Below are 22,763 nucleotides of genomic sequence, written 5' to 3'. Positions count from 1 at the left end.
TATTTTTATTTAAGCTTTTAATTTATAACCATTTATTTTCCTTGTACCAGGCAATGGTTTCATTCAGCCCGCTTTCGAGCTGGTAATGGGGTACGAAGCCAAGGTCTTTTTGTATCTGATCTATATTGCAGTTCCAGTTCAGGGCGGTGATTTCATTAATTTTATCCATGTTGAGTGCAGGCACCTGGTCAAAAAAGCCCAGGGTCTTTTCCAGCGTCCAGGCAAGCCCTTTAATAACCGGCATAGGCACTTTAAGTACAAATGGCCTTTTATTTAAAGCCTTGCGTACATAAGCGGCAAGCGAAAATTTGCTGTAGACCTGCCCGTCAGAGATGTGGTATGTTTTATCGGTTAACTCAGAAAACAGTGATTTAATCATCACCTTTGCTAAATCAGTGACGTAAATAAAACTCAGTTGCTGCTCCTGTGCACCTGCATGCAGTTCAAAACCTGAATTAATTCCTTTGATGAGGATGAAAATATCTTTTTCACGTGGGCCATATACCGCAGTAGGCCTGAAAACAATTAAGGGCAACCCCAGGATCTGATTCAGGTACGTTTCGGCAAGTGCTTTACTCCTGCCGTAATTGGTTACCGGATTGGCGCGGTTTTGCTGATCATTTGTGATGGGGCCGCGGGCAGCCAGGCTACTTAAAAACACAAATTTTTCAATTTTATGTGTAGATAAGGAGGAAGCTACAGCCAGGTTCCTGGTATATGTGGCGTTGATATGAAAATAGTGTTCCCGGTTTTTTGCTTTGGTTGTGGCGGCTGCATGAATGATATAATCATATTTATATTCATCGATGTTCTGTCTTAACTGGTATATTGATTCAAAATCCAGTTCTACGTAGTTGATATCAAATTTTTTAAGATGTGACACTACACTTGATTTCCGAACGTTAATGTAAACTTCCAGATGATCTGCCAGGGCCGCTTCGATTAAGTGATAACCTACAAAGCCTGTTGCACCCGTAATCAATACCCGCTTTTTCATATTGCTTTTTCCAGAATCCTGTATTTGCGATACAGCTTTCCGCCAATCGCTTCAATAGGCTTATTAATCAATTCATTATGATCAAGTGTCCAGCTGGCCTCCGCATATTTCATGTTTTTTGCTGTAAAACTTTTAATAATGTGCCCATACAAACAGGCCTCAATGCCCATTTTGCGATAGCCATCCACTACACCCAATAATAAAATCCTGATGCCATCAATCTTCTTTTTCCCGCTGAGGAGTTTAATTAAACCCGTTGGAAACAAGCGTCCACGTTTAATTTTTCTCAGGATCTGGTTGATGTCAGGAATGGCTAATGCAAACCCTACAATCTGACCATTTTGCTCGGCCATTACACAGAAATCGGGATCAAGAATTAATTTCAGGTCGTTAGCGGTATAATCAAATTCCTTATCGGTCATGGGTACAAAACCTAAATTCTTATCCCAGGCTTTATTGTATACTTCACGCAAGGCCTCACGCTCGCTGTTGAAGTTTTTCATATTGATTTTACGGATGGTAATGTCATTACGTTTCAGGCGCTCCTCAATCTTATCGATTAAACCAACTGAACGGTCATTGTAATTTCCTGTGGTATAGCGGTATGCCCGTAAATCCACATGTTTGATAAAGCCAACCTCCGCCAAGAGCGTCAGGTAATAAGCGGCATTATAAGGCATCATGGCCACCGGCGGCCCATCAAAACCTTCTATCAGTAAGCCACAAGTTTCATTGGTAGAGAAATTCGTTGGTCCTAAAACTTTGGTTAACCCCTTTTCCGTTAACCATTTTTCAGCGGCACTGAATAATAAAGCCGCTACTTCCTGATCATTAATGCAATCAAAAAACCCAAAAAAACCATCCTTGCCACCATAAACTTTATTGTGACTGGTATTATTGATGGCGGCTATCCTACCCACTATTCTGTCATCTTTATAAGCCAGGAACAGCTGAATTTGAGAATGCTCGTAAAAAGGATGTTTACCTGGTGTAAGCAGATCACGTTGTGCGATAAACAGTTCCGGAACATAATTTACATCATTCACATACAGATCATGTGGGAAATCTATAAATGATGCCAGTTGCTTTTTAGTGGAAACTTCGATGACCTTTTTCATAATTTTACACCATCTAATTCAATGTTTACGGCCTTAAAGGCAGCTTCGATTTTTTCAACTGCGGTTTCGATCTGTTCAAAACTGTGTGTTGCCATCAGTGAAAACCTGATAAGAGAAGAATCAGAAGGTACTGCAGGAGAAACCACCGGGTTTACGAATACACCGTTTTCCTGCAGGATATTGGTGATCATAAAAGTTTTGGTATTGTCCCTGATATAAATCGGAAGGATTGGACTATTGCTGTGGCCGATATCAAAGCCAGATTCCATCAGTAATTTTTTTGCATAATTGGTATTGTCCCATAGCTTATCAATGCGTTCCGGTTCAGATTCTATGATATCCAGTGCAGCGATCACACTGGCTACTGCAGCTGGTGGCATGCTGGCGCTGAACATCAGCGAGCGGGCACGGTGCTTAATGTATTCAATGGTTTGTGCATCACCTGCGATAAAACCGCCCAACGAGGCCAGTGATTTACTGAAAGTACCCATAATCAGATCAACACCATCACTCAGATTAAAGTGGGAGGCTGTACCCGACCCGTTAAAACCGATCACGCCTAAACTATGGGCATCATCCATCATCACATTGGCACCAAACTCATCAGCAATTTTCACGAGTTCGGGCAGGTTAACCAGATCGCCCTCCATACTGAAAATACCATCAGAAACGATTAGTTTGGCCGCATCTTCCGGCAGTCTGCTGAGTTTCCTCCGCAAATCATCCATATCATTATGGGCATATTTGATCGTTCTTGAAAAAGAGAGTCTGCTGCCGTCAATAATAGAAGCATGGTCATATTCATCCAGGATAAGGTAATCATTCCGCTCCAGCAGGCAGGAAATCACGCCTAAATTCACCTGAAAACCAGTGCTGAACAATACGGCGGCTTCTTTAGATACGTATTCGGCCAGTTTGTTCTCCAGCTGGATATGAATATCAAGCGAACCGTTAAGAAATCTCGAACCAGCGCATCCGGTTCCATATTTATCAATGGCACGTTTGGCCGCTTCTTTAATTTTAGGATGATTGGTTAAACCTAAATACGAGTTTGAACCAAACATCAATACCTTTTTCCCGTTGATAATGACCTCTGTATCCTGTGCGGATTCTATAGACCTAAAATATGGATATAACCCTTGTTCTTTAATCAGGGTAGCATCTTTAAATGCGTCGATCCTATCTCTTAATTTTTTGCGCATGCTATGTGGTAATGATTGCTTTGTTCACGTATTCTGGAAAACCTTATTCTAATAGATTGTACGAACTGACTGCTGAATTTAATGTTCAACAGAAGACATCATTTCGAAACAATTTGATAACGCAATTTTAATCCAGATTAACACCTGAAAAAAGGTTGAAATGTGGGAATTATTGGTCAAAATGTGGGATGTGCAAAATGTGACATTCAGATGAATTGACTTTTCGACTTACTGACTTTTAATGCAAAAAAGTAAAACAGTTAAAAATGAGTTTATTGCCGATCACAAACAATCAATTCTCTGTTTATCAGTGAATTGATTAAAAATATTATTAATCAAAAGATTGAATTCTAATCAGCGGATAGTCATTTTTTAAATAAATAAATCAAAAAATGAGGTAGAATATTACATTTGCTGAGGTCAAAAAAATCAGATATTCCGGGCAACTTTTAAGAAAATAGTTCAGGCTAAATTATCAAGATAAGATATGTGCTTTTTGAATAACAGGTTAAGGCTATATTAACAATCAACCCCTTCATGCAAAGAACTTCAAATCATAATATCCCTCAAAAAATAGGGTTAATTTACAAGCCGGATGATGGTGAGGGATTGGAAGTTTCCAGAATTGATCAGCTTTCTAAAGGCATTTGTAATAACCAACCTTTCAGAGCCTTGTCTTTTGCGTTTATACTGGTCGTAAAAGGACGTATTCATATTAAAACCAACTTTATAAATGAAACATTAAAAGAGAAGGATGTATTTTTTGTTTTTCCTGACACTGTATATGAAGTGACGGATCATACAGACTTCTCCTTTATCAAGATCACATTTAATAAAGATTACCTGTCTAAATCAGGCATTTTCCTCACTGCAGCGCAGCATTATACCATATTTCAAAGTAAGGCTATTCATAAATTTTCCTTAAAGCGCGAAGAATACCAAGACCTGTATCATGATGTAATCGCGCTGGAAAAGAAGTTAAAAATTGCTGCTGATATGCCCTATAGAAATGACATTATCAGAAATAGTTTTATTGAAATTCTTTACGATTTATTGCTAAACTTTAATAACCGGGAGCATTTTGAGCTGCCAAAAAGAGATAGTAAGTCTGAAATGACAACTAAGTTTCTCAATCTGCTTTCCCTACATTTTAAAAAAGAGAGGCTGGTAATCTTTTATGCGGGTAAATTATTCATCACCCCAAGACATTTGTCGCAGGTGGTCAAATCTGTAACCGGAAAAACTGCGGGAGAACTGATTGATGAGATCGTAATTGGTGAAGCGAAAATCTTGCTGAACAATTATTCACACAACATATCCAGTGTTGCAGAGGCATTGAATTTTGCTAATGCTTCCTTTTTTGGAAAGTATTTTAAGAAAAATACCGGAATATCACCCTCGGTTTACCGAATGGAAAACCGTCTTCCACATCAAAATATATTTTAAAAGCTAAAGCATTTTCATACAAAAAGGCCAGTTTCCACTACATATTGACCTTGATGGCGGATCAGTTTTTAAAGAATTTTGATTCAAATTTTTATCATGATCAGTCAGCCCGATATTCACGTCCCGTATAATTCTAAAAATCAATTCAAATCTGAAACATTAAGTTCTTCTGGTTTGATCACGATGTTCATAAAGTTCATCATTTATGGAATCGCCATAGTTGGTGTCGCACAGTTTCTGATGTGGCAGGTGACGAGGGAACAACAGGGAATGAAATTTTCTGAAGCGTCTGCTGTGGAAGCATTACAAAGTATATTGCTCCTCTTTTCCGGCATCATCCTAACCTATGGTATTGTGATTTATAAAAACTGGAGGCCGTTGCTCTTATTAATAGCTGAATTCCTCTTTATTTCGCTGGTGCGCGAACAGGATGCTTACCTGGATCTGCATTATTTTGATGGCGCATGGCAAACCATTGTTATCCTGTCTCTGCCTTTTCCGATTTATTTTGCCATCATCAGGCGTAAAAAACTAATAGATAACCTGAAAGTATACACCTCATTATTTGCTTTCGGCATCATGATATCAGGCGTTTTGACTACCTATATCTTTTCAAGATTGTATGGTAGAAGAATATTCTGGATGGCAGCCATGGAAAACGGCTACATGCGGGATGTAAAAAACATATCTGAAGAATCATTGGAAACATATGGTTATTTACTGATTTTTATAGCCAGCATCGAACTCATCTTTCTGATTAAACGACTGGATGTACGGTCAAAAAATGCGATTAAAGTGGCTTCCAACGCTGATGCCAGCACATTTAAAATTGTTCAGCCTGGATCTTAGTTATCCCCTGGATTAAGGACTATTGATTTCAATTATTTTTTCCTGGCTGTAACCTACCTCATAAAAGATTCTCCGGTATTGATGACAAAATTTATGTCATTTAAAATGTGACCCTAAGTCTGTCGAAGGACTTGTAAAAAATACTCTTAAGGGTATTCCGACAGACTCAGGATCACCAATTTAAGCTGAATTAATCCTGTTGCAGCTTCTTTTTGCTAGCAGGTTATATGTTAGCTTTATTTAAACTCAATTCGTTGCGGAGCAGAAAATAAAGCTTCACCTACCCCATTTGTTTTCACCGCCAGTCTTGCATACATAAAGTTTCTGGATGCAAGTGCCGCCGGGATGTTCACTGTAATTGTACCTGACTGTCCGATGACTATATCTGCGGCCAGTTTTTCTGCGCTGGCATCCTGCCGCGTATTATCAACAATCATGGTGGTACCCAGGTACAGGTTAACACGTTCCAGTACGCTTGTGGATGTAACTTGCTGCACTGTAAATGTTGCGCTAACGGTATTGCCTGATTTGCTAAAAGACACATTACCAAAAGTAAAATGAGGCACAACCGGAACATCAACCTGGGTATTTCCACTTACTTTAACCGCAATTGAATCAGGATTATCCAGCCACGGCCCATTTCCGCGCAGGCGTACCAGCTTATAATCACCATCAAACAATGTCGCAGAAAACGTTCCATCCTGCGCTACAAAAACCGGAATTTTAGTAAAAAGTGAATAGCCATGCTGCCAGAGCTCAAGCTGAACACCATCAGAACGAACGCCAACCGTTTGATTCTGGTAAAGGATACGACCTGTTAGTCTGGATGTTGGCGCATCATAGTTATCCTTTTTGCAGGAGAAAAATGCCATCAGGCAGAATAATACGATATAACTTATCTTTTTCATGGTAGTTGATTAATGAAATGGATTACGAATAATTTTAGGGTTATTATTAAGTACAGCTTGTTCAATGGATGAATAGTAATTTCCAATCTGATAAAAGCGTGGTGCTTTAAAGCGTGGTGCAACCTGCTTAATAAAAATGTATTTATCATGACGGGCAGCATCACCCGGACGTACTACCCGGTAAGGGTACAAAGCATAAAGCATGGCATCAGGACTATTTGTACTGCCATTCCATACCTGATCTGCAATTCGCCAGCGGGCAAGATCCCAAACACGGTGGTCTTCAAAGGCCAATTCTACCCTGCGCTCATTGCGAATGCGATCGATGGTTAGCGTGCTTAAACTGTTAGCGCCAAATCCAGCTCTTTCACGCAAGGTATTCATAAAGCTTAAAGCGCTTGCCGTTTGGCCAAGTTCAAAAGCAGCTTCAGCGGCATTCAGGTATACCTCTCCTAACCTGAACCTGATCCAGGCAATATCAGTACCCCTCGTACGGGTACTGGCTAATGGCGTATTGTCTATAAATTTACGCAGGTAAAAACCTGTATTCGATAAGTCAAGCGCAGAACGTTGAGGTCCATCCAGGCCGGTAAGGAGTTTCCCATCCGTATACCTGGCACCTAAATCTCCTTCAATAATCTGATAGGTAGTTCCATTCCACAATGCCACTCCGGCCTGGATGTTCACCGGCGTATTGCGGAAACTTGTTCCGGGATAAATGATGGTTCCGTATAAACGGGCATCTTTATTCGCGAAAATATCCTGGGTATTGGTATAATAAACATAATCGCTATTATCTGCGTTCCGGGTTTTCAGGTTTCCGGCAGTACCATCCAGGTACTCGTACTTCTCTACCAGATTTAAAGTTGGTGCAATTGCAGATGAAGCCAGGTTATCTTCCCTTAATGAGCGGGCAATGTTATCATAACTGAAACCATGTTTAAATCCTTTAGACTGTAAAAAATCCTGGATTAAAATCAGTTCCGGATTACCGGTTTTCTTGGTAAGTGCTTCATAAAAATTCTCACCTAAATTTGCTGCATTCGATTTGTACAAGGAATACGGCCCTGCTATTACCTGCTTTGCAGCATCGAGTGCTTTATTATAAAAATCAGCAGCGCGTTGTGCCGGAATACCCACTTCACCGCCAGGCAGCGTAATCGGACTGGCCATCATATTATTGTATTTGGCCAGGGAACCTGCATATAACATCGCTCTGCATTTCAAGGCCAATACGGCATATTTATTTGCGCGAGAGGTGCTGCCATTATTTTCAATATGATTTACAATGGCATCAAGTTCAGTACCGATAAAATCATATACATCTACTTCTTTACTTCGTGGCAACTGCAAATTGGTGGCATCTCCACTATAATCATAAACCAGAGGGGTAGTGACCAAGGGTACACCGCCCATTCTTTTTACCATCTCAAAATAATCATACGCACGAAGGAAGCGAAATTCGGCATTAAACTGGGCTTTCTGCTGGGCTGTTAATTTGGTGCTTTTTTGTACGCCTTCAATGCCGAGGTTTACATCCCTGATAAAGCCATAATCCCAAAGTCTCCATCTGTCTACCGGATATGAAATGATATTATTCCGGTATTCATCCCCGGCATTTCCGCTTCCAGACCATACTGCATCATCATATGCCGTGTGTTCGGTCCAGCGATTGGTTAAGGAAGCATCGGTTGGAATGCGATTATACAAATTGGCTAACACGCCTTCAATCAATTTTGGGTCACCATAAACCTGATCTTCAACCACTATACTCTGTGGTTCACGTTCCAGGAAATCTTTCTTGCAGGCGTTAAATGTGATGGTACAAATGATGAAGCCGATATAAATGTTAATATTTTTCATTGCAAAATTTTAAAGTGTTAGGTTAAAACCGAAATTAAACAAGCGTTGCTGAGGATATATGACTCCGTTAGTTGAAGAAATCTCCGGGTCAATTTCAAATTCCTTCAAATTGTCTAAAGAGAAGATGTTGGTTCCGTTCGCATAAACAAATACATTTTTAAACCCAATGCTTTCTATCCATTTTTTGGGTAGCGAATAGCCTACTAATAAGTTTTTTAAACGGAGATACCGAACATTGGTGATCCAGAAATCATTGCGGTAGGCAAAGTTTGATAAGCCTGGGTTATCTTTTCTTAAGGCGGGATAAGTACCTGAAATCCATTCACTGTTAGGATTAAATGGATCGGCACGGTGCCAGCGGTCATTCAACAGATAGGCTGGTGAATTTCCATTGTTCTGAAACGGAATCTGCAATTCATATTCGCGCTGAAAAGTCTGCATGCTGGCACCTGCAAAATCAAACTGCAGGGTAATCCCTTTCCAGGTTACACTTCCGTTAATACCTACATTTAAATAGGGCAAACCACCTTGTGCATAGCCAATCGGGCGCTGATCCATATAATTGATAATACCATCGCCGTTGGTATCTTCAAATTTAAGGTCACCAGGCAATAAAGTGCGGTTTCCCTGTCCGTCGTTATTGATCGCATAATTATCAATCTCATCCTGCGACTGGAAACGACCAAGTACATGATAACCAAAATTAACGTCAGCCCATCGGTCAACACCACTGTTCCGGTATTCGTCCCAGGAATTTCCGAACCGTGGTTTATAATAATCGAGGGTGCGCAAGCGTGAAAGTGTGGCATTTGCACCGATAGAATATTCTACTTCCCTGATTTTACTGCGGTACGTCAGGATACCTTCCATCCCACGGTTAGCGTCTGAATTCAGGTTATCGTTTGGCAAAGCATAACCCACCTCGCTAGGCAGTAAAATATCATATCGCGGAGCCGGAAGTCCAGTTCGCTTACGTTCAAAAAAATCAAAGGAACCTGTTAATTTATTATTGAATAAAGCAAAATCGATCCCGATATTTTTAGATATACTGGTGATCCAGGATAAATTTGTAATGGGCAATCCCCTTGGTGAAACACCGGTTACCAGTGAACCGTTAAACACGGCTCCACCATTGGCATAATCATAACCCTGCAAATAGCTGAATGGTGCAATAAGCGGATCATCAGTATTGCCGTAAGGTTGACGGTCTGTACCGGTCTGACCATAAGAAACCCGAAGTTTAAGGTTATCTACAAATTTGATCCGGTTGAAAAATTTTTCCTTTGAAATGATCCAGCCTGCAGATACACCGGGGAAAAATCCAAATCTGCTGTCTTTTCTGAATAGAAATGATCCATCATACCGGCCCAGCGCCTCCAATAAATACTTTTGTTTATAGTTATAATTGATACGGGCGATATAACCTGCCCTGGCCGAAACGCCATAAGTATTTCCTAAAGCAGTCTGATCAGCAAAATACATCAAAGGCACCGTATTATTAGGTGGATTACTGATCAGTTCTATGTAATCATCGGTAGAATCGTAGCGCTCATAGGCGGCCACCACATCAAATGAATGTTCACCGAACGATTTTGCGTAGTTTAACTGAAACTGACCGAAATTTTCTTCGATTTCTCTACGCTCTTTCCTCCTGAATGGATTTTGATTACCACCATTAATATTATAGGTATTTGTAGCCGGATCATAAGTGTAGGCATTATAAGTATACTCAAAGTTCTCTCCAACATTCGTAGTATAGTTGTAAGAATATGTGGCTTTGGCTATCAAACCAAACGGAAAACTATACTGCGCATAAAAGTTGGATTTCAAAGCCCTCCAGTCGCTATCAGCATAGCCAGAAACATCTTCTGCATAAGTTGCCGGGTTCACATTGATATTGTGTGTGGCATTAATGTAATTCGGGTTATCATTTGCATAAGGCCGCTCCGTAGGCCAATTGGTATACAGACTGAGTAATGGATTAAAATAATCATCATAACCCGGTACACCGGTTTGGTGTCGGCGTTCCAGTCTCGCAGCCAATTGCGTTCCTATCTTCAATCCCTTGGCTAAACCGGCGTCTAAATTGGCCTGGACATTGGTACGGTTAAAACTAAAATCTTTGATAACAGCCTCCTGATTAAGGTGCGTGGCAGATATAAAAAAGTTAGTATTGTTTGATCCGCCTGATGCATTGGCAGAAAGGTATCGCTGTGGAACATTCGGCCGGATAATAAAGTCATAATAGTCAAAACTTTGAAAGCCGGGTTCAGTTCCTGCCTGCCATTTATTAAGCAATTCGCGCGTCCAGATAGACGTCCTGTTCAGGTTTTGATCAGACTCTGCCAGGGCCCGTACGTAATCGCCTGCATTGGCTGGCTTTGGCATTCGGGTGAAATTCTGAAGTCCGTAATATGAAGATACGCTAATGGTAGTGGGTTGATTTGATCTTCCTTTTTTAGTGGTAACCAATACCACGCCGTTCGCAGCACGAAGGCCGTAAATAGCTGCTGATGCATCTTTTAGGATTGAAATACTTTCAATATCATTTTGACCGAGATTATTAAACTGTCCGGCATCTGACGGTACGCCGTCAATTACATAAAGCGGCGAACCCAGGTTCCTGATCTGTAAATTAGTGGTACCACCAGGTCTGGCATCGGTTTGACGGGTATTTACCCCTTGAATTTTACCAACCAATGCACCAGAGGTAGTTATCGCAGGTGTGCGCATCAGGGCATCAGATTTAATATCACTTACTGCACCGGTAATTGTTGCTCTTTTTTGAGCACCGTAGCCCACTACAACCACCTGATCCAATGTATTATCCTGGGCGGCTAAAGAAACATTAATAGTAGTACGCTGGTTCACCACAATTTGTTGTGTAACATAACTTAAATAAGAAAAAACAAGTGTTGATTGAGCATTTGGTACCGTAATTTTATAATTACCTGTTGCATCTGTTTTGACAACAGTAGTTGTACCTTTCAAAAGCACATTCACATCAGGCATTCCCGAGCCCTTTTCATCTAAAACTTTTCCTTTTACAGCAATCTGTGCGAACGCAACAAATGAAATAAACGTCATTACAACGGTTAAAATCAATTTAAAAAACGTCCTTTCGTAAATAAAGACTTTCATAAAGTAGTTGTTTGATTTATATAAATTAATGATTAGAATTTCTATTCTGAAGGGATTTTAATGGCAATTTCAGACTGAAATTCAAGATATTGCATCCTCAACAAAGTTTAAGTTGAATTAGGCAATCCTTTTCTGTTCCGGCTGATGCTGGCTTAATGGTAATTAAGCATTACGATATGGAGGGATTTATCCGGTATGGCTGGAAAGAAAAAAGAATTATTTTTTCCGGATTGTATTCGGATTGGAATTGGCCATCATTTGAAGCCGGTGATTGCATAACAATCTGTAAGAATGCTAATTTCATATCAATATATTTGGTTAACCTAAATTGAAATTGCGCAACAGGTAGTTAACCTGATGGTGATGCAATTATTCAGACAGACCAAATATACTAATTTATTTTACAAACGTAGTCATAACGTTTGTAAAATAACTGTACTCGATTTTCTTCATGGAAACAGGCTGATTTTATGGTAATGAATCCTTAGTATATTATAGGATATGCAGGCCATATCCCAGTCATCGGCAACTTCCACTACATGGCGTAATAACCATGTGGTGCTAAGGGCTCAGGAACATGATCTTCTTCCAGCAATTGCTTGATATTGATCTCTATGGTAGTGGCAATTGTGGTAACAGCGGTATCTGTGGGTTTATTGTTAAATGGTTCCTGAAGATGGGTTGCAGACTTTTCCAGCAGGAAAAACGCCGATGATATCACCAATAATAAAGGAATTTCGAAAAAACTGTCTATATTATTTAAGGCTATAGAAAGCGTAACCACGAAGATATAGATGAAAAAATGTAGAAATAAGCGATATGTTTTTGGGAAAACGGTTGTTTTTATCCGCTCAGCCATTCCCATCGAATTAGAAAAATTAACCAATGTATTGTTAATCTGTATATGACTAAACAATTCAAGATTACCGCTTTCTCTCAAAGCTGCTATTTGTAGTGTGTTTAACTGCAATAAAGCAAGCGGTTTATTATTATGCTGCTTAATGGAATCAATGTCTTTCTGGCTGATATAGCGATCCAGATTTTCAAGCGCATCGTTGCCTCTTAAACTTTGCCCTAAACTAAAACACCAGGCAATATGCCTGTATGCCAGTTCTTTTATTTCGTTACTTTTTGATTTGGATATAAATGACTGGAGCTGCAATACAAAGCTGCGGCTATCGTTCACAATGCTGCCCCATACTTTTCTGGCTTCCCACCACCTGTCGTATGACTGGTTAATTTTGAAAGAAAGGATTACTGAAATCGCCGTACCTATAAATGTTGGTATAGCAATGGGCATCTGGGGAATCAGGTATTTAAATTCAGCAGTGAGATAGTTCACCAGCAGGCCAATAATCAGGACATAAAGCACTTCGAGTTTTATTTTTCTTAAAATATAGGCAGCAGGAATCGTTTTATTCAGAAGCATATTTTTCTATCAATATTATTTTAAAATTTAAAACTAAGCTAAACAACGTATAAAGCCATATGAATGTTTTCAGGACTTTCTGTTATACGCATGATCCCTTTTTATGGTATAATGGTTTTGGGGAGAACAAACCAAAACTCACTTCCAGCACCGTTATTGTTTGAAACACCTATTTCACCACCGTGCTTTTTAATAATTTGCGCTGAAATATAAAGTCCTAAACCCAGACCTGAATATTGGCTTCCTTTTGCGTCTACCCGATAATACCGGTCAAAAAGATGTGCTGCTTTTTCATGATCAATCCCCGGTCCGGAATCAATAACTGAAATTCTTACCGCATCTTCTTGATCTATAGCCCTGATCCGGATAATTTTCTCGTTGGGTGCATATTTGATCGCGTTGTTAACGAAATTAATAATTACCTGCTGAATCCTGTCGGAGTCTCCGTAAATAGCTGTTTCAAGATCTCCTTCAACCATAATCTGATAAATGCCTTCACGATTGATGTGCGCACAACATTCGTTAACCGCCTCCACAATATTAAAAGTCTGCTTATTTAAGTGTAGCTGACCTTCGTTCATTTTGCTGGCATTTAGCAGATCTTCAATCAGAATCGTTACTTTCCTGAGGCTTTTATTGGCTTGCTCAATCAGGGCCGATAATTTTGAATCACCGTCAGGCTTGTTGCGATCAAGTAATTGCAGTGTTCCACTCAGAATGGTAATGGGTGTGCGAAGTTCATGACTGGCAATGCTGATAAAATCATCTTTATACTGATCTGCCTGTTTTTCCCTGCTGATATCCTGAACGGTTCCTAAAAGTCTTTTAGTATGATTTTCATCAGGCTCTATCCGTCCCTGCAACCGAATCCACTTCATCCGTGATGATGCCGTATTCACCTGGCCAACAAAATCAATGGCATTTTCATCAGGCATTTGTTTAAATAAATTGCTCAACTCAAGTGCTGATTCTTCCATAAAGCAGTTGATCAGCATGACCATATCCAGAATAGGTACACTTGGGTGAATGCCAAAAATTTCATTAAAACCTTCAGAATGCACCAGCTGACCATCTTCCATATTTAATTCAAAAACAGCCATCCGGGAATACTGCAGGGACATATTCAGGCGCTTTTCACTTTGCTGATAACTTTTCATGAAAGTATAATCATCCAGAATAGAATAGGCATATTTTTTATTTCCCTGATGGTATTGGATGGTGGTGACATGCACCCAAACCAGATCGCCGTTCTTTTTTTTCAGGCAGGCGTCCAGTTTAAAAAAGGGCTTACCGTGCGACCACATTTCATGCTGCAGGTTTTCCCATGACTGGATATAAGGCTTACACGCAAATTCAAGAATTTTTTTACCACAAATCTCTTCCCTGGTGTAGCCCATCAGTTCGGTCAGGGCATCATTTACTTCTACAATCACCAGATTTTCATCAATGATTTTTGTAGCCGCTGAAGTTAGCAAAAAGATATTCCTGAACCTTTCCTCATTCTCCAAATATTTAGCCTGGTCATTTTCTTCTGGCGTAGCCCCTTCCATTTCTTTTCCTATTTATACTTCTGAATAGATTTTTCAGGTAGATATTTACCTCATTATTAATTAATCAGACGGTTTACCATCGTCATCAATTCTTCAAAATCAAAGGGTTTGGAAATATAACCTGTCGCACCAGCATTGGCAGCAATCTGCTTTCCTTCTCTGCTGGCTGATATAATAATAACCGGAATCTCTTCAGTTTTCGGATTTTTGCGCAGCATCTTAAGTACCTGATCACCAGACAAAACCGGCATCCATAAATCCAGCACGACCAGATCCGGCGATTGTTTTTCAATAATTCCTTTTATATTTAAGCTATTTTGTTCGGCAATTATCGTGTATGGTGAATCTTCAAATACCATTTCCAGCATATCCAGGATTCCTTCATCATCGTCACAAATTAAAATTGTTTTATTCTCACTCATTTCCATGCTCATTTGTTGTATTAATTGGTAAAGTAAAACTAAAGGTAGATCCCTTACCCTTCTCACTTTCAACCCAAAGTGTACCATTATGGTTTTTGATAATCTGCTCGCAGATATAAAGTCCGATACCCATACCCGGAAAACGTTGCTGAATATCACCAGCCCTGAAAAAGCGCTCAAAAATTCTCTTCTGGTCTTCCGGACTGATGCCCATCCCCTTATCGGTTACGGATACTTTAACAAATTCACTCACTTTTGAAATGTGGACATGCACTTTTTCGGCATCAGGTGCATACTTGATGGCATTTGATAAAAGATTATTCAGTACTTGTACAATATGGGATTCGTCTGCAGAAACCGTAATGCCGGAAGTTCCTGTAATTTGAATTTCGTGATTACTGGATGCTGACTGTATCGCTTCTACCGCTTCTTTCACCATCTTATCAAATTGGAAAGGCTGCTTATGCAATTCGATATTCCCCGTCTGGATCCTGGAAACGTCCAGCAATTCCGCAATAAGATTATTCAGGCGATCCAGGTATTGTGAGGTTTTGGCCAGCATATTCCGGAACCTTTCTCCGGCACCTTCCGGCATTAACCTTTCCATGGCCTGAACATATCCTTTAATGGTTGTTAACGGGGTTTTCAGTTCATGACTTGCAATTGACAGGAAATCATCTTTACGTCGTTCAATTTCTCTTTTCTCTGTGATGTCCTCTATCGCCAATAAAATCTGATCCTTAAATTGCCCTTCCAGTTCAATCCGGTAAGCATTGAGCAACATCAGCTTGCGGCCAATGTGTGGAAAATCATGCTCAACTTCAAAATCCTCTACTGGATTATTAGTCGGAAGGATATCAATAAGCAATTCCTTCAATTTAGGAATATCCCATTGGTGATTACCCAGTTTATATAAATTGGTACCTACAGTTTCTTCTTTGGTAACTTTGAAGGTTTTAATAAAGTAATCGTTGGCGCTTACCACATTAAATTCAGGATCTAAAACCAGCAGGCTTTCGCGAACCGTTTGGATAATGCTGGAGAGGAAAAGTTCACTTTCACGCAGGCTGCGCGTACGTTCGGCGATCTGTTTTTCCATCGATTCCTGTTGCTGCCTTAAATCCTGTTCAGCCTTTTTCCGTAAGGAAACATCGTTCTGAACACCAATATAATGGGTGACATTTCCATCATGATCCACCACCGGCGAGATAAAAAGCTCATTCCAAAAAAGATCTCCGTTTTTTCTGTAATTGCGAATTTCTACTGTACAGCTTTTACCTTTGGAAACGGCTTCACGAATTAATGCCCTTTCTTGTTGTGAACGATCTTCCCGTTGTAAAAACCTGCAGTTATGTCCAATAATTTCAGCGCGTGTGTAACCGCTTATTTTTTCGAAGGCAAGGTTGCAATAGATAATCGGGTTGTCTGGTTCTAAATTATTGGTAATGATAATCCCGGATATGGAGGCATCCATTGCCCGTATCAGCAACTCAAAATCCTGTCGAATGTCGTTATTGGAGAAGGAATATTCTCCATTTTTATATATGTTCATGATTCTCTTCGTCTATGCTATCAATTAAGGATAGATGGTTTGTATTATGGATACCAACTTATCCCCATTGCCACATTAATTGTATGTATTTTCAAATCTGAAAATCGCAGACAATTAGATACATTAACTAAAAAATTAATATTTAGTTTTTTAAATAGCGCAAAAAAACAGCTTGAAAAGTAAAATCAGGAAATAGAGAAAACAGGAATATGAATTGAAATGCTATCGAAAACATTAGCCGAATTAGCTTGTTTAAGAGATAAAATAAACTCAATTGATATGGACAAGTTAGAATTAAAAGGAGCCTGGAATGAGCTCAAAGGAAAAGTCAAACAGGCATATGGTGATCTTACAGATGATGATTTGAAACATGAGGAGGGTAAAGATGAAGAACTTTATGGAAGATTACAACAAAAAACAGGTAAAACCCGTGATGAGGTGGTAACCTGGTTAAAATCACTATAACATATATAGAAAGCGCTGCAAATGATGCAGCGCTTTTTTATTGGTCAATGCGCTGCTTGCCAAAAGGGATATATTGTCACAGGTCCTTCCACAGGATCCGAATGACATCGCTGATTTCTGAAACTACTTCTTTTTATCTTCTTTTTCTTTTTATCTTCTTTCTTATTTCGGACCATGCTTCGCCGTAACCAAAATTCGGTTTTACTTTAAATAGCGTTTCGCCTGCCCGCATTTTTTACTGCAATAAATCACTGTATTCCAGTTTCTTGCCCATTTTTTCCGCCAGGCAAAAGGCCGCTGGCAAACCGGACAAACTTTTTCTGGTAGATTTTCTTTTTTAACACCTTTCAATTTCAAAATTAGGTATAGTTAATGGATGAGATACAGATCAATTCTTGTATTTAAGCCTTATGTGACCATAAAAAATTAATGGTTAAGGTATATTTGTATAAATCAGTAATTTAACCGCTTATCATTAAAACGAACAAACCCTGCATCTTTGCAAGGTTTGTTCTATCATAGCGCTATCCATCCAGATAGCTGTTTTATTTGATGAATGGCTCTAATCCATTCATCACGTTATTCATATAAATCGTCCCGTTGATTTAATTCTAACAGCATCATAATGTACAATTTTGATGCCCAACATCTGATTTATTCCAGAAAGGGTATATTTACCTTTGAGATTCGTAAATCAATTCTGCTTAACTATGTATCATTAGAAATACTTATTGAATGGATAAAAAAAAGCTTTTCATTATTGAATCTGCTAAATTAATATTCATTGACCAGCATACATATTGCTGTATTCAGCCCCTATGATAATTCAATAGCACATTAAAATCGACATTGTGAGTAACCTTTTAAAAGAAAATATTTAATTGGAAGGGTTAGTTTTCACTCCGTGATGCAGCTAATGCATACATCCCCGCCAGATATAGGTACATTTTGCATAGGCATCAGGGTATTTTTTCCTTATAACTGACAGTTTATTTTTCATATCCATTGACTTTACATCTGTAATGGCTGCAACAACAATATAAAAGCCTTTTGCAAATCCTTTGTATGCATTGGAATACTCCACAGAGATATAATCATCGTTAATGGCAGCACCATCGCCACGTGCAGGATAACATGGATAACCATTTTCGTCGCCACCAGCATCTTCCATACAATCACCTTTACTCATAGATAAGCCTATTTTATGATTGGGCATTAAACCTCTTAAATCTAATTTCTTATGTAAAGCAGCAGAAGCCTTTTTAGCGGTTGACAGGGCCAGTTTGTAATCCCTCGTACTATTTAGAATTATAATATCTTTCGGCACTTCCACATTGAATTCATCCTGGGCAAAAGTGATATGTGTGGCTAATACCAATACAGCGCAGCCCATTATTTTTCCGAGCATACTTTAGCTGGTTGAATTTTTATTAAAGGTTAGGTTAATCCTCATGTTTATAAATATCGAACTTTTGAAAAGGAATTTTACCGAAATTCTTAACTGTTCTAACTTCTGTTTTTACTTCTTCCGGAGCCGTGGCATGGAAACGGTCGCCCCCATCCTTAAATAGAAACCAATTTTTCTCAGCAGGTGAATACTTGAAAGTGACAATTCTGGTCCAGCGTTGACCGCTCCCGCCATAATGTTCCACAGAAAAATAGCCATTTTTAATACTGATTCCTGTAAATGGATCGCCCATCATCCCACCACAATCTACACAATACACACTGTTATCACTTCTGGCTGCGAGTGTATAAGATTTATCGGCCTGCCCCAGTAAAATCAGCAGCGGTCTTTTCTCAGGATGGTCATTAACATCAGAAGTTTTCTCTTCACCTTTCTTTTTTAGCACCAAAATGACGTCAGCATAGGCATCGCGGTTTAAATCGCCTTTTTCGAAAGCCAGCACCTCATAACCTTTCGGGATATTTTTTCTTAAAATGACAGGTACCTGTACCTCATCCTGCTGCTGAATGTGGTGGATTGAATTTGTCGTTAATAACTGAAAGAATGTAGCAAAGAATAATGTAATCTTCATAAATAAATTAAATTGACTGATGATCAATAACAAATGTTTTCAGATGGCAATTTAAGGAAACATTTCAGCTATACAGTTGATTTAAAATTAAAATAAAGCCACTTCTTCCAGCTTTTCCAGGTATTGTGATTTGCCATATGTTCAGGTAATTTTAAACTCCATACCGGATAGGGTTTTCCTGCGCCATCAACCGGAAACTTTTCATGAATTTCAAAACCTAAGCTTAAATAGAACATAACAGCCCGTTTATTCTGAGCATTAACATCCACCATCCAGGCCTGCCAGTGCTGAATGGCAAAATGCATCAATTTTTTTCCTATTCCCTGCCCGAAAACATCAGGACGGATAAACAACAATTGAACTTTACGATCAGCCAATGCAATAAAGCCCTGCATCTGGTTGGCATTTTCCACACAAAAAACTTCCATACCCCATAAACTATTTGATATTAGCAGCCGGTAATCCTCAATATCGGTTTCCGTTATAAAATCATGACTTGCCCTTACAGAATTTTCCCAGAGTTTTAGCACTTCAGCATGTTCCGAAGTTTTAACCACACGGATCTCATTTCCAATCATCTCATTTATGCTTGCATATTGAATTAAAATAATTTATACAGCGTTTAGCTCTAATCATTAGATTTTTTATTTTGTATACCGAACAAAGACGTAGCCCTGATGTTTAAATAATGAACAAAAATATGATGTATTATACTTAATAATGAGTAATAATCAATTTTAATAACGATGAACAGACTAGAAATATATGCCAGCAGTGAGGAAATTAATGATTTAATTACCCTCTTAGGGAATGATTCAAAATTTGAAAATATAAGAAAGCAAATTATTGATGGCAGAGATCAAAGCAATCACCGCCAGGATGATGAAATACCTGCTGAAGGGGATCATGAATATATCGAACGATCAGAATAACCAGCTATTTTCAGATTCAATCAAGAACCTTTAAAGCGGATTGACTATTTATTATAACTGTCAGAAACCAATATGTTATTTTGCTTTTGAGAGCATCAGGTTTCTGGTATCTACTTTTGCAGTTTTTAATGCCTTACGGAAAGCTTCATCATTCCTGAACTTCAGTTCAGCGATATTTCTGATTTCATAGTTAATCTGGAACTGATCCACATCGAAAGGCCAGGGTTCTACTATGAGTGCTTCTTTTAGCTGATAGAAAGTATACACTGTGCCATCCGGACCATTACTAATTTCAATTTTCCGATTTTCAGGCGGAATTTGCGCCTGGCAAATTAATAAAGAGAAGGCATCGCAAAACTCCAGCAACTCATATGCCTGGTTTATTTCATCCTTTGTCGTTCCAGCTTCTTTAATCCATTTCGCTTCATTTTTCTTCAGCTCATTCAAAAAATCTTTGGCATGAACATCATGACCATGGGTAAAGGCTATATGACGGGAAATCAGTAAGGCGATAAACCTGCTTTTGGTGAGTGACATATCTATCAATCTCGCTGAAGCTTCCTCATCAAAGCTGGCCATTTTAAAATTAATGGGTGCCCCATTTGCATCAATAAGCGGGTTTTGCTCAAATTCATTAAACACATCATCATGTTCTGTAGTCGCAATCAACGTATCTACCCACCGCGCAGGCTGACTGGCGAGTTTCCACCTGGCACAAATCTGTCCGGCAAGAAGGCCGTGGGCCCGTTGGGTAATTACCTGCCAGCCTTTACTATCATAGCAAACAATCATCTGAAAAACTTAAACTGCAGTTCGCAACAACTGGCGTTTGCCCATCAGTTTCGACACCATTTTATTTAACCGGCTACGGTAATCCTCGCCCAGCCATTTCATATAATCTTTGGTTACTTTTCCTAAACACTTGCCGTATTGTTTTACCCTGAAATCTATTTCCTTATCCAGCTCACTGCATAACAGATGTGCTTCCGCTATCGTATTACTATTATCTACACACATCAGGGCATGCTGACGAATGGAATCGCGGATCACAATTTTTGCTTTCTGGTCTGATTCCATTGCCGTTTGATAGGCGGCCAATACATCAAAGGCTACCTCTAGCGAATTGGGAAATTTAGCACGCAGATCAGGCGAAATCTGATGAATGACGCTGGCCGATTTATGCAGGCTTTCATGGTAAATATCCGGATTTTCAAACACATGCTTCCAGTCTATCGGTGCATTCCATTCTCCGAAACGTTCGTTATTGTTACCCAGGTCGATAATGTTAAATGTTTTTTTGCCGTTCAGCCTTCTGGCACCCCTGCCAATCATCTGGTGATAAAGTGTGATGGAGGTAGTAGCCCTGTACAAAATCACAGATTGAATACTTGGCTCGTCAAAACCAGTAGTCAAAATGGAAACTGAAGTTAAAATGGCACTTTTTGTTTTCTTATACCATTTTAATATTTCTACACGCTCTGCAGGAGAAGTTTTATTATCCAGGTGCCGGATAGGATAACCAGCTTTGGTAAAGGTTTCCAACACCCTTTTAGAAGTGAATATCCCATTATTAAAAATCAATGTTTTTTTCTTTAACGAATGAGATTCATAGGCATGGAGCAACAGATCAAGCATCACTTGTGAACCATAAAGTTCATCAGAAGTGCTCACCGTAAAATCACCTGAAATACCGGTTCGGAGTGTATTCAATTCTACATCGTATCCATAAATTTTAGGTTTGGCCAGAAAACCCTGATCAATCAGTGATGAAATGGGCTCCCCTATTATTAATTCATTATAAAACTTATTCATTGGCAGGTCAGCGTTTGCAGAAAAAGGTGTTGCCGTTACCCCGATAACAGCAGCATTTTCAAACCTGCCCAGCAGTTTATGAAAGGAATTGTGATGTGCTTCATCTACAATGACCAATCCTACGTCGCCCGTATTGATTAATCCATCATCTATCCGGTGTTTTAACGTTTCAACCATCGCTACATAACATTCGAATGTATCTTTTCTCGATATCTTTTTTACACTGCTGTTTACCACCTTATTCATCACACCGCTGGCTTTTAAAGCAGCAGTAGTTTGCCGGCAAAGTTCAGTTCTATGGGTCAGTACAATAACTTTCTTGCCATAGTTCTGGATAAAGCGTTTCGCAATTTCTGAGAAAATAACTGTTTTTCCACCACCGGTTGAAAGCTGATACAATAACCGCGCTTTGCTGTTATTTTTTTCACTGAGTTTACTGAAAAGATGATCAATATCTTGTTGCTGATAATAATAAAGCTTCCTTTTAGTTACCGGGAGCATGGTGGTATTTTCGGTCAGATTCATACCATGATAACCTTGTACACATTAATAAAGTTTCAAAAATAAATGCATCAGAAAAGAATTGCTTTCATCAGTAAAATGAAATACCTGAACGTCCTTTACCATCATATTTTTAAAACTAAGTATGCTGTTTTATGTTAATCCTTTTAAATTAAGAAATACGAATCATGACAGAAGATAAAAGACAACAGGCCATCAAATTATTAAAGCAAGGGTTAGAAACGGTAGAAGAACGTGAGTATACCGAAATCGCCGAGATACCCATGACCGATGAAAACACATTCGAAATAAAATATAGTTTTGTACATGATGGCATTGAAGGTATTTGTACGATTGTTGGCCAGAGCCAGACTGTTGAATCCAATACGGGAGAAGAAGAATTGAAGATCACTTTACTTAGCCAGTTTGATGAGGATTCTCTTCACTATAACTCTATGACTGCTAAGGAACAGGTAGATAATGATTTAGTTAATGTGGAAGAATATCTTCACAGGCACATCAATGAAGGATAATTTT

Annotated in this window: 21 protein-coding genes; 5 read left to right on the top strand and 16 right to left on the bottom strand. The window is 39.1% G+C overall.

What is annotated here, in order from left to right; genetic code table 11:
* Positions 1 to 22 precede the first annotated feature (22 nt).
* Genes OQX64_RS05275 through spt form a run of 3 tightly spaced genes read right to left on the bottom strand, consistent with a single transcriptional unit; the run spans position 23 to position 3,317 of the window.
* The gene (locus OQX64_RS05275; protein ID WP_265817930.1) at positions 23 to 997 is read right to left on the bottom strand and encodes an NAD-dependent epimerase/dehydratase family protein; all 975 of its coding nucleotides are present in this window, start codon (positions 995 to 997) and stop codon (positions 23 to 25) included.
* Entirely contained in the window at positions 994 to 2,115 is a 1,122-nt protein-coding gene (locus OQX64_RS05270; protein WP_265817929.1) for a hypothetical protein, read from the bottom strand. The genes OQX64_RS05275 and OQX64_RS05270 overlap by 4 nt, the downstream gene beginning before the upstream one ends.
* Entirely contained in the window at positions 2,112 to 3,317 is a 1,206-nt protein-coding gene (gene spt, locus OQX64_RS05265; RefSeq protein ID WP_088301775.1) for a serine palmitoyltransferase, read from the bottom strand. Before spt ends, OQX64_RS05270 begins: the two co-directional genes overlap by 4 nt.
* A 537-nt stretch (positions 3,318 to 3,854) precedes the next feature.
* Here spt and OQX64_RS05260 point away from each other — a divergent pair.
* Positions 3,855 to 4,763, top strand: coding sequence for an AraC family transcriptional regulator (locus OQX64_RS05260; protein WP_265817928.1), 909 nt, complete (start codon positions 3,855 to 3,857; stop codon positions 4,761 to 4,763).
* A 96-nt stretch (positions 4,764 to 4,859) separates the two neighbouring features.
* Positions 4,860 to 5,612, top strand: a complete 753-nt coding sequence (locus OQX64_RS05255; RefSeq protein ID WP_265817927.1) for a hypothetical protein — start codon at positions 4,860 to 4,862, stop codon at positions 5,610 to 5,612.
* A 236-nt stretch (positions 5,613 to 5,848) separates the two neighbouring features.
* Here OQX64_RS05255 and OQX64_RS05250 read toward each other — a convergent pair whose 3' ends face one another.
* The 7 genes from OQX64_RS05250 to OQX64_RS05220 form a co-directional block, all read right to left on the bottom strand.
* Complete coding sequence (locus OQX64_RS05250; RefSeq protein WP_265817926.1) at positions 5,849 to 6,520, bottom strand: DUF3823 domain-containing protein; 672 nt, start codon at positions 6,518 to 6,520, stop codon at positions 5,849 to 5,851.
* Positions 6,521 to 6,529: 9 nt separating this feature from the next.
* A complete protein-coding gene (locus tag OQX64_RS05245; protein ID WP_265817925.1) occupies positions 6,530 to 8,383 on the bottom strand; it encodes a RagB/SusD family nutrient uptake outer membrane protein in 1,854 nt (617 codons plus the stop codon).
* 9 nt (positions 8,384 to 8,392) lie between these two features.
* Positions 8,393 to 11,470, bottom strand: a complete 3,078-nt coding sequence (locus OQX64_RS05240; RefSeq protein ID WP_265817924.1) for a SusC/RagA family TonB-linked outer membrane protein — start codon at positions 11,468 to 11,470, stop codon at positions 8,393 to 8,395.
* A 589-nt stretch (positions 11,471 to 12,059) separates the two neighbouring features.
* Positions 12,060 to 12,953: a bestrophin family protein gene (locus OQX64_RS05235; protein ID WP_088301781.1), complete on the bottom strand. Its 894-nt coding sequence runs from the start codon at positions 12,951 to 12,953 to the stop codon at positions 12,060 to 12,062.
* A 101-nt stretch (positions 12,954 to 13,054) separates the two neighbouring features.
* A complete protein-coding gene (locus tag OQX64_RS05230; RefSeq protein ID WP_265817923.1) occupies positions 13,055 to 14,503 on the bottom strand; it encodes a PAS domain-containing sensor histidine kinase in 1,449 nt (482 codons plus the stop codon).
* A 56-nt stretch (positions 14,504 to 14,559) separates the two neighbouring features.
* Positions 14,560 to 14,925, bottom strand: a complete 366-nt coding sequence (locus OQX64_RS05225) for a response regulator (RefSeq protein ID WP_088301836.1) — start codon at positions 14,923 to 14,925, stop codon at positions 14,560 to 14,562.
* A complete protein-coding gene (locus OQX64_RS05220; protein ID WP_088301783.1) occupies positions 14,918 to 16,477 on the bottom strand; it encodes an ATP-binding protein in 1,560 nt (519 codons plus the stop codon). Before OQX64_RS05220 ends, OQX64_RS05225 begins: the two co-directional genes overlap by 8 nt.
* Before the next feature lie 279 nt (positions 16,478 to 16,756).
* On the opposite strand from OQX64_RS05220, the gene OQX64_RS05215 reads away from it, so the two are divergent.
* On the top strand, positions 16,757 to 16,942 hold the full coding sequence (locus tag OQX64_RS05215; protein WP_029286197.1) for a CsbD family protein: 186 nt from the start codon (positions 16,757 to 16,759) through the stop codon (positions 16,940 to 16,942).
* Positions 16,943 to 17,143: 201 nt separating this feature from the next.
* On the opposite strand, the gene OQX64_RS22420 is transcribed toward OQX64_RS05215, so the two are convergent.
* The 4 genes from OQX64_RS22420 to OQX64_RS05195 form a co-directional block, all read right to left on the bottom strand.
* Positions 17,144 to 17,293, bottom strand: a complete 150-nt coding sequence (locus OQX64_RS22420) for a DUF2256 domain-containing protein (protein WP_265818292.1) — start codon at positions 17,291 to 17,293, stop codon at positions 17,144 to 17,146.
* A gap of 562 nt (positions 17,294 to 17,855) precedes the next feature.
* The gene (locus OQX64_RS05205; RefSeq protein WP_265817922.1) at positions 17,856 to 18,350 is read right to left on the bottom strand and encodes a hypothetical protein; all 495 of its coding nucleotides are present in this window, start codon (positions 18,348 to 18,350) and stop codon (positions 17,856 to 17,858) included.
* Positions 18,351 to 18,384: 34 nt separating this feature from the next.
* On the bottom strand, positions 18,385 to 18,981 hold the full coding sequence (locus OQX64_RS05200; protein ID WP_265817921.1) for a hypothetical protein: 597 nt from the start codon (positions 18,979 to 18,981) through the stop codon (positions 18,385 to 18,387).
* A 68-nt stretch (positions 18,982 to 19,049) separates the two neighbouring features.
* The gene (locus OQX64_RS05195; protein WP_265817920.1) at positions 19,050 to 19,559 is read right to left on the bottom strand and encodes a GNAT family N-acetyltransferase; all 510 of its coding nucleotides are present in this window, start codon (positions 19,557 to 19,559) and stop codon (positions 19,050 to 19,052) included.
* Positions 19,560 to 19,727: 168 nt separating this feature from the next.
* Here OQX64_RS05195 and OQX64_RS05190 point away from each other — a divergent pair, with 168 nt between their 5' ends.
* Positions 19,728 to 19,913, top strand: a complete 186-nt coding sequence (locus OQX64_RS05190; RefSeq protein ID WP_265817919.1) for a hypothetical protein — start codon at positions 19,728 to 19,730, stop codon at positions 19,911 to 19,913.
* A gap of 75 nt (positions 19,914 to 19,988) precedes the next feature.
* On the opposite strand, the gene OQX64_RS05185 is transcribed toward OQX64_RS05190, so the two are convergent.
* The gene (locus tag OQX64_RS05185; RefSeq protein ID WP_265817918.1) at positions 19,989 to 20,705 is read right to left on the bottom strand and encodes a DUF3891 family protein; all 717 of its coding nucleotides are present in this window, start codon (positions 20,703 to 20,705) and stop codon (positions 19,989 to 19,991) included.
* Positions 20,706 to 20,714: 9 nt separating this feature from the next.
* The gene (locus OQX64_RS05180; RefSeq protein ID WP_265817917.1) at positions 20,715 to 22,250 is read right to left on the bottom strand and encodes a DEAD/DEAH box helicase; all 1,536 of its coding nucleotides are present in this window, start codon (positions 22,248 to 22,250) and stop codon (positions 20,715 to 20,717) included.
* A gap of 164 nt (positions 22,251 to 22,414) precedes the next feature.
* Between OQX64_RS05180 and OQX64_RS05175 the strand changes: the two genes are divergently transcribed.
* Entirely contained in the window at positions 22,415 to 22,759 is a 345-nt protein-coding gene (locus tag OQX64_RS05175; RefSeq protein ID WP_265817916.1) for a hypothetical protein, read from the top strand.
* Positions 22,760 to 22,763: the final 4 nt, after the last annotated feature.

This window comes from Pedobacter sp. GR22-10 (assembly GCF_026239715.1).
Lineage (GTDB): Bacteria > Bacteroidota > Bacteroidia > Sphingobacteriales > Sphingobacteriaceae > Pedobacter.
This window is presented reverse-complemented; position numbering and strand designations above follow the sequence as displayed.

Excerpts from the sequence above, each read along its gene's own strand:
- OQX64_RS05275 (WP_265817930.1), bottom strand. The coding sequence starts at position 997 with ATGAAAAAGCGGGTATTGATTACGGGTGCAACAGGCTTTGTAGGTTAT.
- OQX64_RS05240 (WP_265817924.1), bottom strand. The coding sequence starts at position 11,470 with ATGACGTTTATTTCATTTGTTGCGTTCGCACAGATTGCTGTAAAAGGA.
- OQX64_RS05185 (WP_265817918.1), bottom strand. The coding sequence starts at position 20,705 with ATGATTGTTTGCTATGATAGTAAAGGCTGGCAGGTAATTACCCAACGG.
- OQX64_RS05180 (WP_265817917.1), bottom strand. The coding sequence starts at position 22,250 with ATGAATCTGACCGAAAATACCACCATGCTCCCGGTAACTAAAAGGAAG.
- OQX64_RS05255 (WP_265817927.1), top strand. The coding sequence starts at position 4,860 with ATGATCAGTCAGCCCGATATTCACGTCCCGTATAATTCTAAAAATCAA.
- spt (WP_088301775.1), bottom strand. The coding sequence starts at position 3,317 with ATGCGCAAAAAATTAAGAGATAGGATCGACGCATTTAAAGATGCTACC.
- OQX64_RS05260 (WP_265817928.1), top strand. The coding sequence starts at position 3,855 with ATGCAAAGAACTTCAAATCATAATATCCCTCAAAAAATAGGGTTAATT.
- OQX64_RS05200 (WP_265817921.1), bottom strand. The coding sequence starts at position 18,981 with ATGAAGATTACATTATTCTTTGCTACATTCTTTCAGTTATTAACGACA.
- OQX64_RS05270 (WP_265817929.1), bottom strand. The coding sequence starts at position 2,115 with ATGAAAAAGGTCATCGAAGTTTCCACTAAAAAGCAACTGGCATCATTT.
- OQX64_RS05175 (WP_265817916.1), top strand. The coding sequence starts at position 22,415 with ATGACAGAAGATAAAAGACAACAGGCCATCAAATTATTAAAGCAAGGG.
- OQX64_RS05250 (WP_265817926.1), bottom strand. The coding sequence starts at position 6,520 with ATGAAAAAGATAAGTTATATCGTATTATTCTGCCTGATGGCATTTTTC.
- OQX64_RS05235 (WP_088301781.1), bottom strand. The coding sequence starts at position 12,953 with ATGCTTCTGAATAAAACGATTCCTGCTGCCTATATTTTAAGAAAAATA.
- OQX64_RS05190 (WP_265817919.1), top strand. The coding sequence starts at position 19,728 with ATGAACAGACTAGAAATATATGCCAGCAGTGAGGAAATTAATGATTTA.
- OQX64_RS05225 (WP_088301836.1), bottom strand. The coding sequence starts at position 14,925 with ATGAGTGAGAATAAAACAATTTTAATTTGTGACGATGATGAAGGAATC.
- OQX64_RS05215 (WP_029286197.1), top strand. The coding sequence starts at position 16,757 with ATGGACAAGTTAGAATTAAAAGGAGCCTGGAATGAGCTCAAAGGAAAA.
- OQX64_RS05220 (WP_088301783.1), bottom strand. The coding sequence starts at position 16,477 with ATGAACATATATAAAAATGGAGAATATTCCTTCTCCAATAACGACATT.
- OQX64_RS05205 (WP_265817922.1), bottom strand. The coding sequence starts at position 18,350 with ATGCTCGGAAAAATAATGGGCTGCGCTGTATTGGTATTAGCCACACAT.
- OQX64_RS05195 (WP_265817920.1), bottom strand. The coding sequence starts at position 19,559 with ATGATTGGAAATGAGATCCGTGTGGTTAAAACTTCGGAACATGCTGAA.
- OQX64_RS05230 (WP_265817923.1), bottom strand. The coding sequence starts at position 14,503 with ATGGAAGGGGCTACGCCAGAAGAAAATGACCAGGCTAAATATTTGGAG.
- OQX64_RS05245 (WP_265817925.1), bottom strand. The coding sequence starts at position 8,383 with ATGAAAAATATTAACATTTATATCGGCTTCATCATTTGTACCATCACA.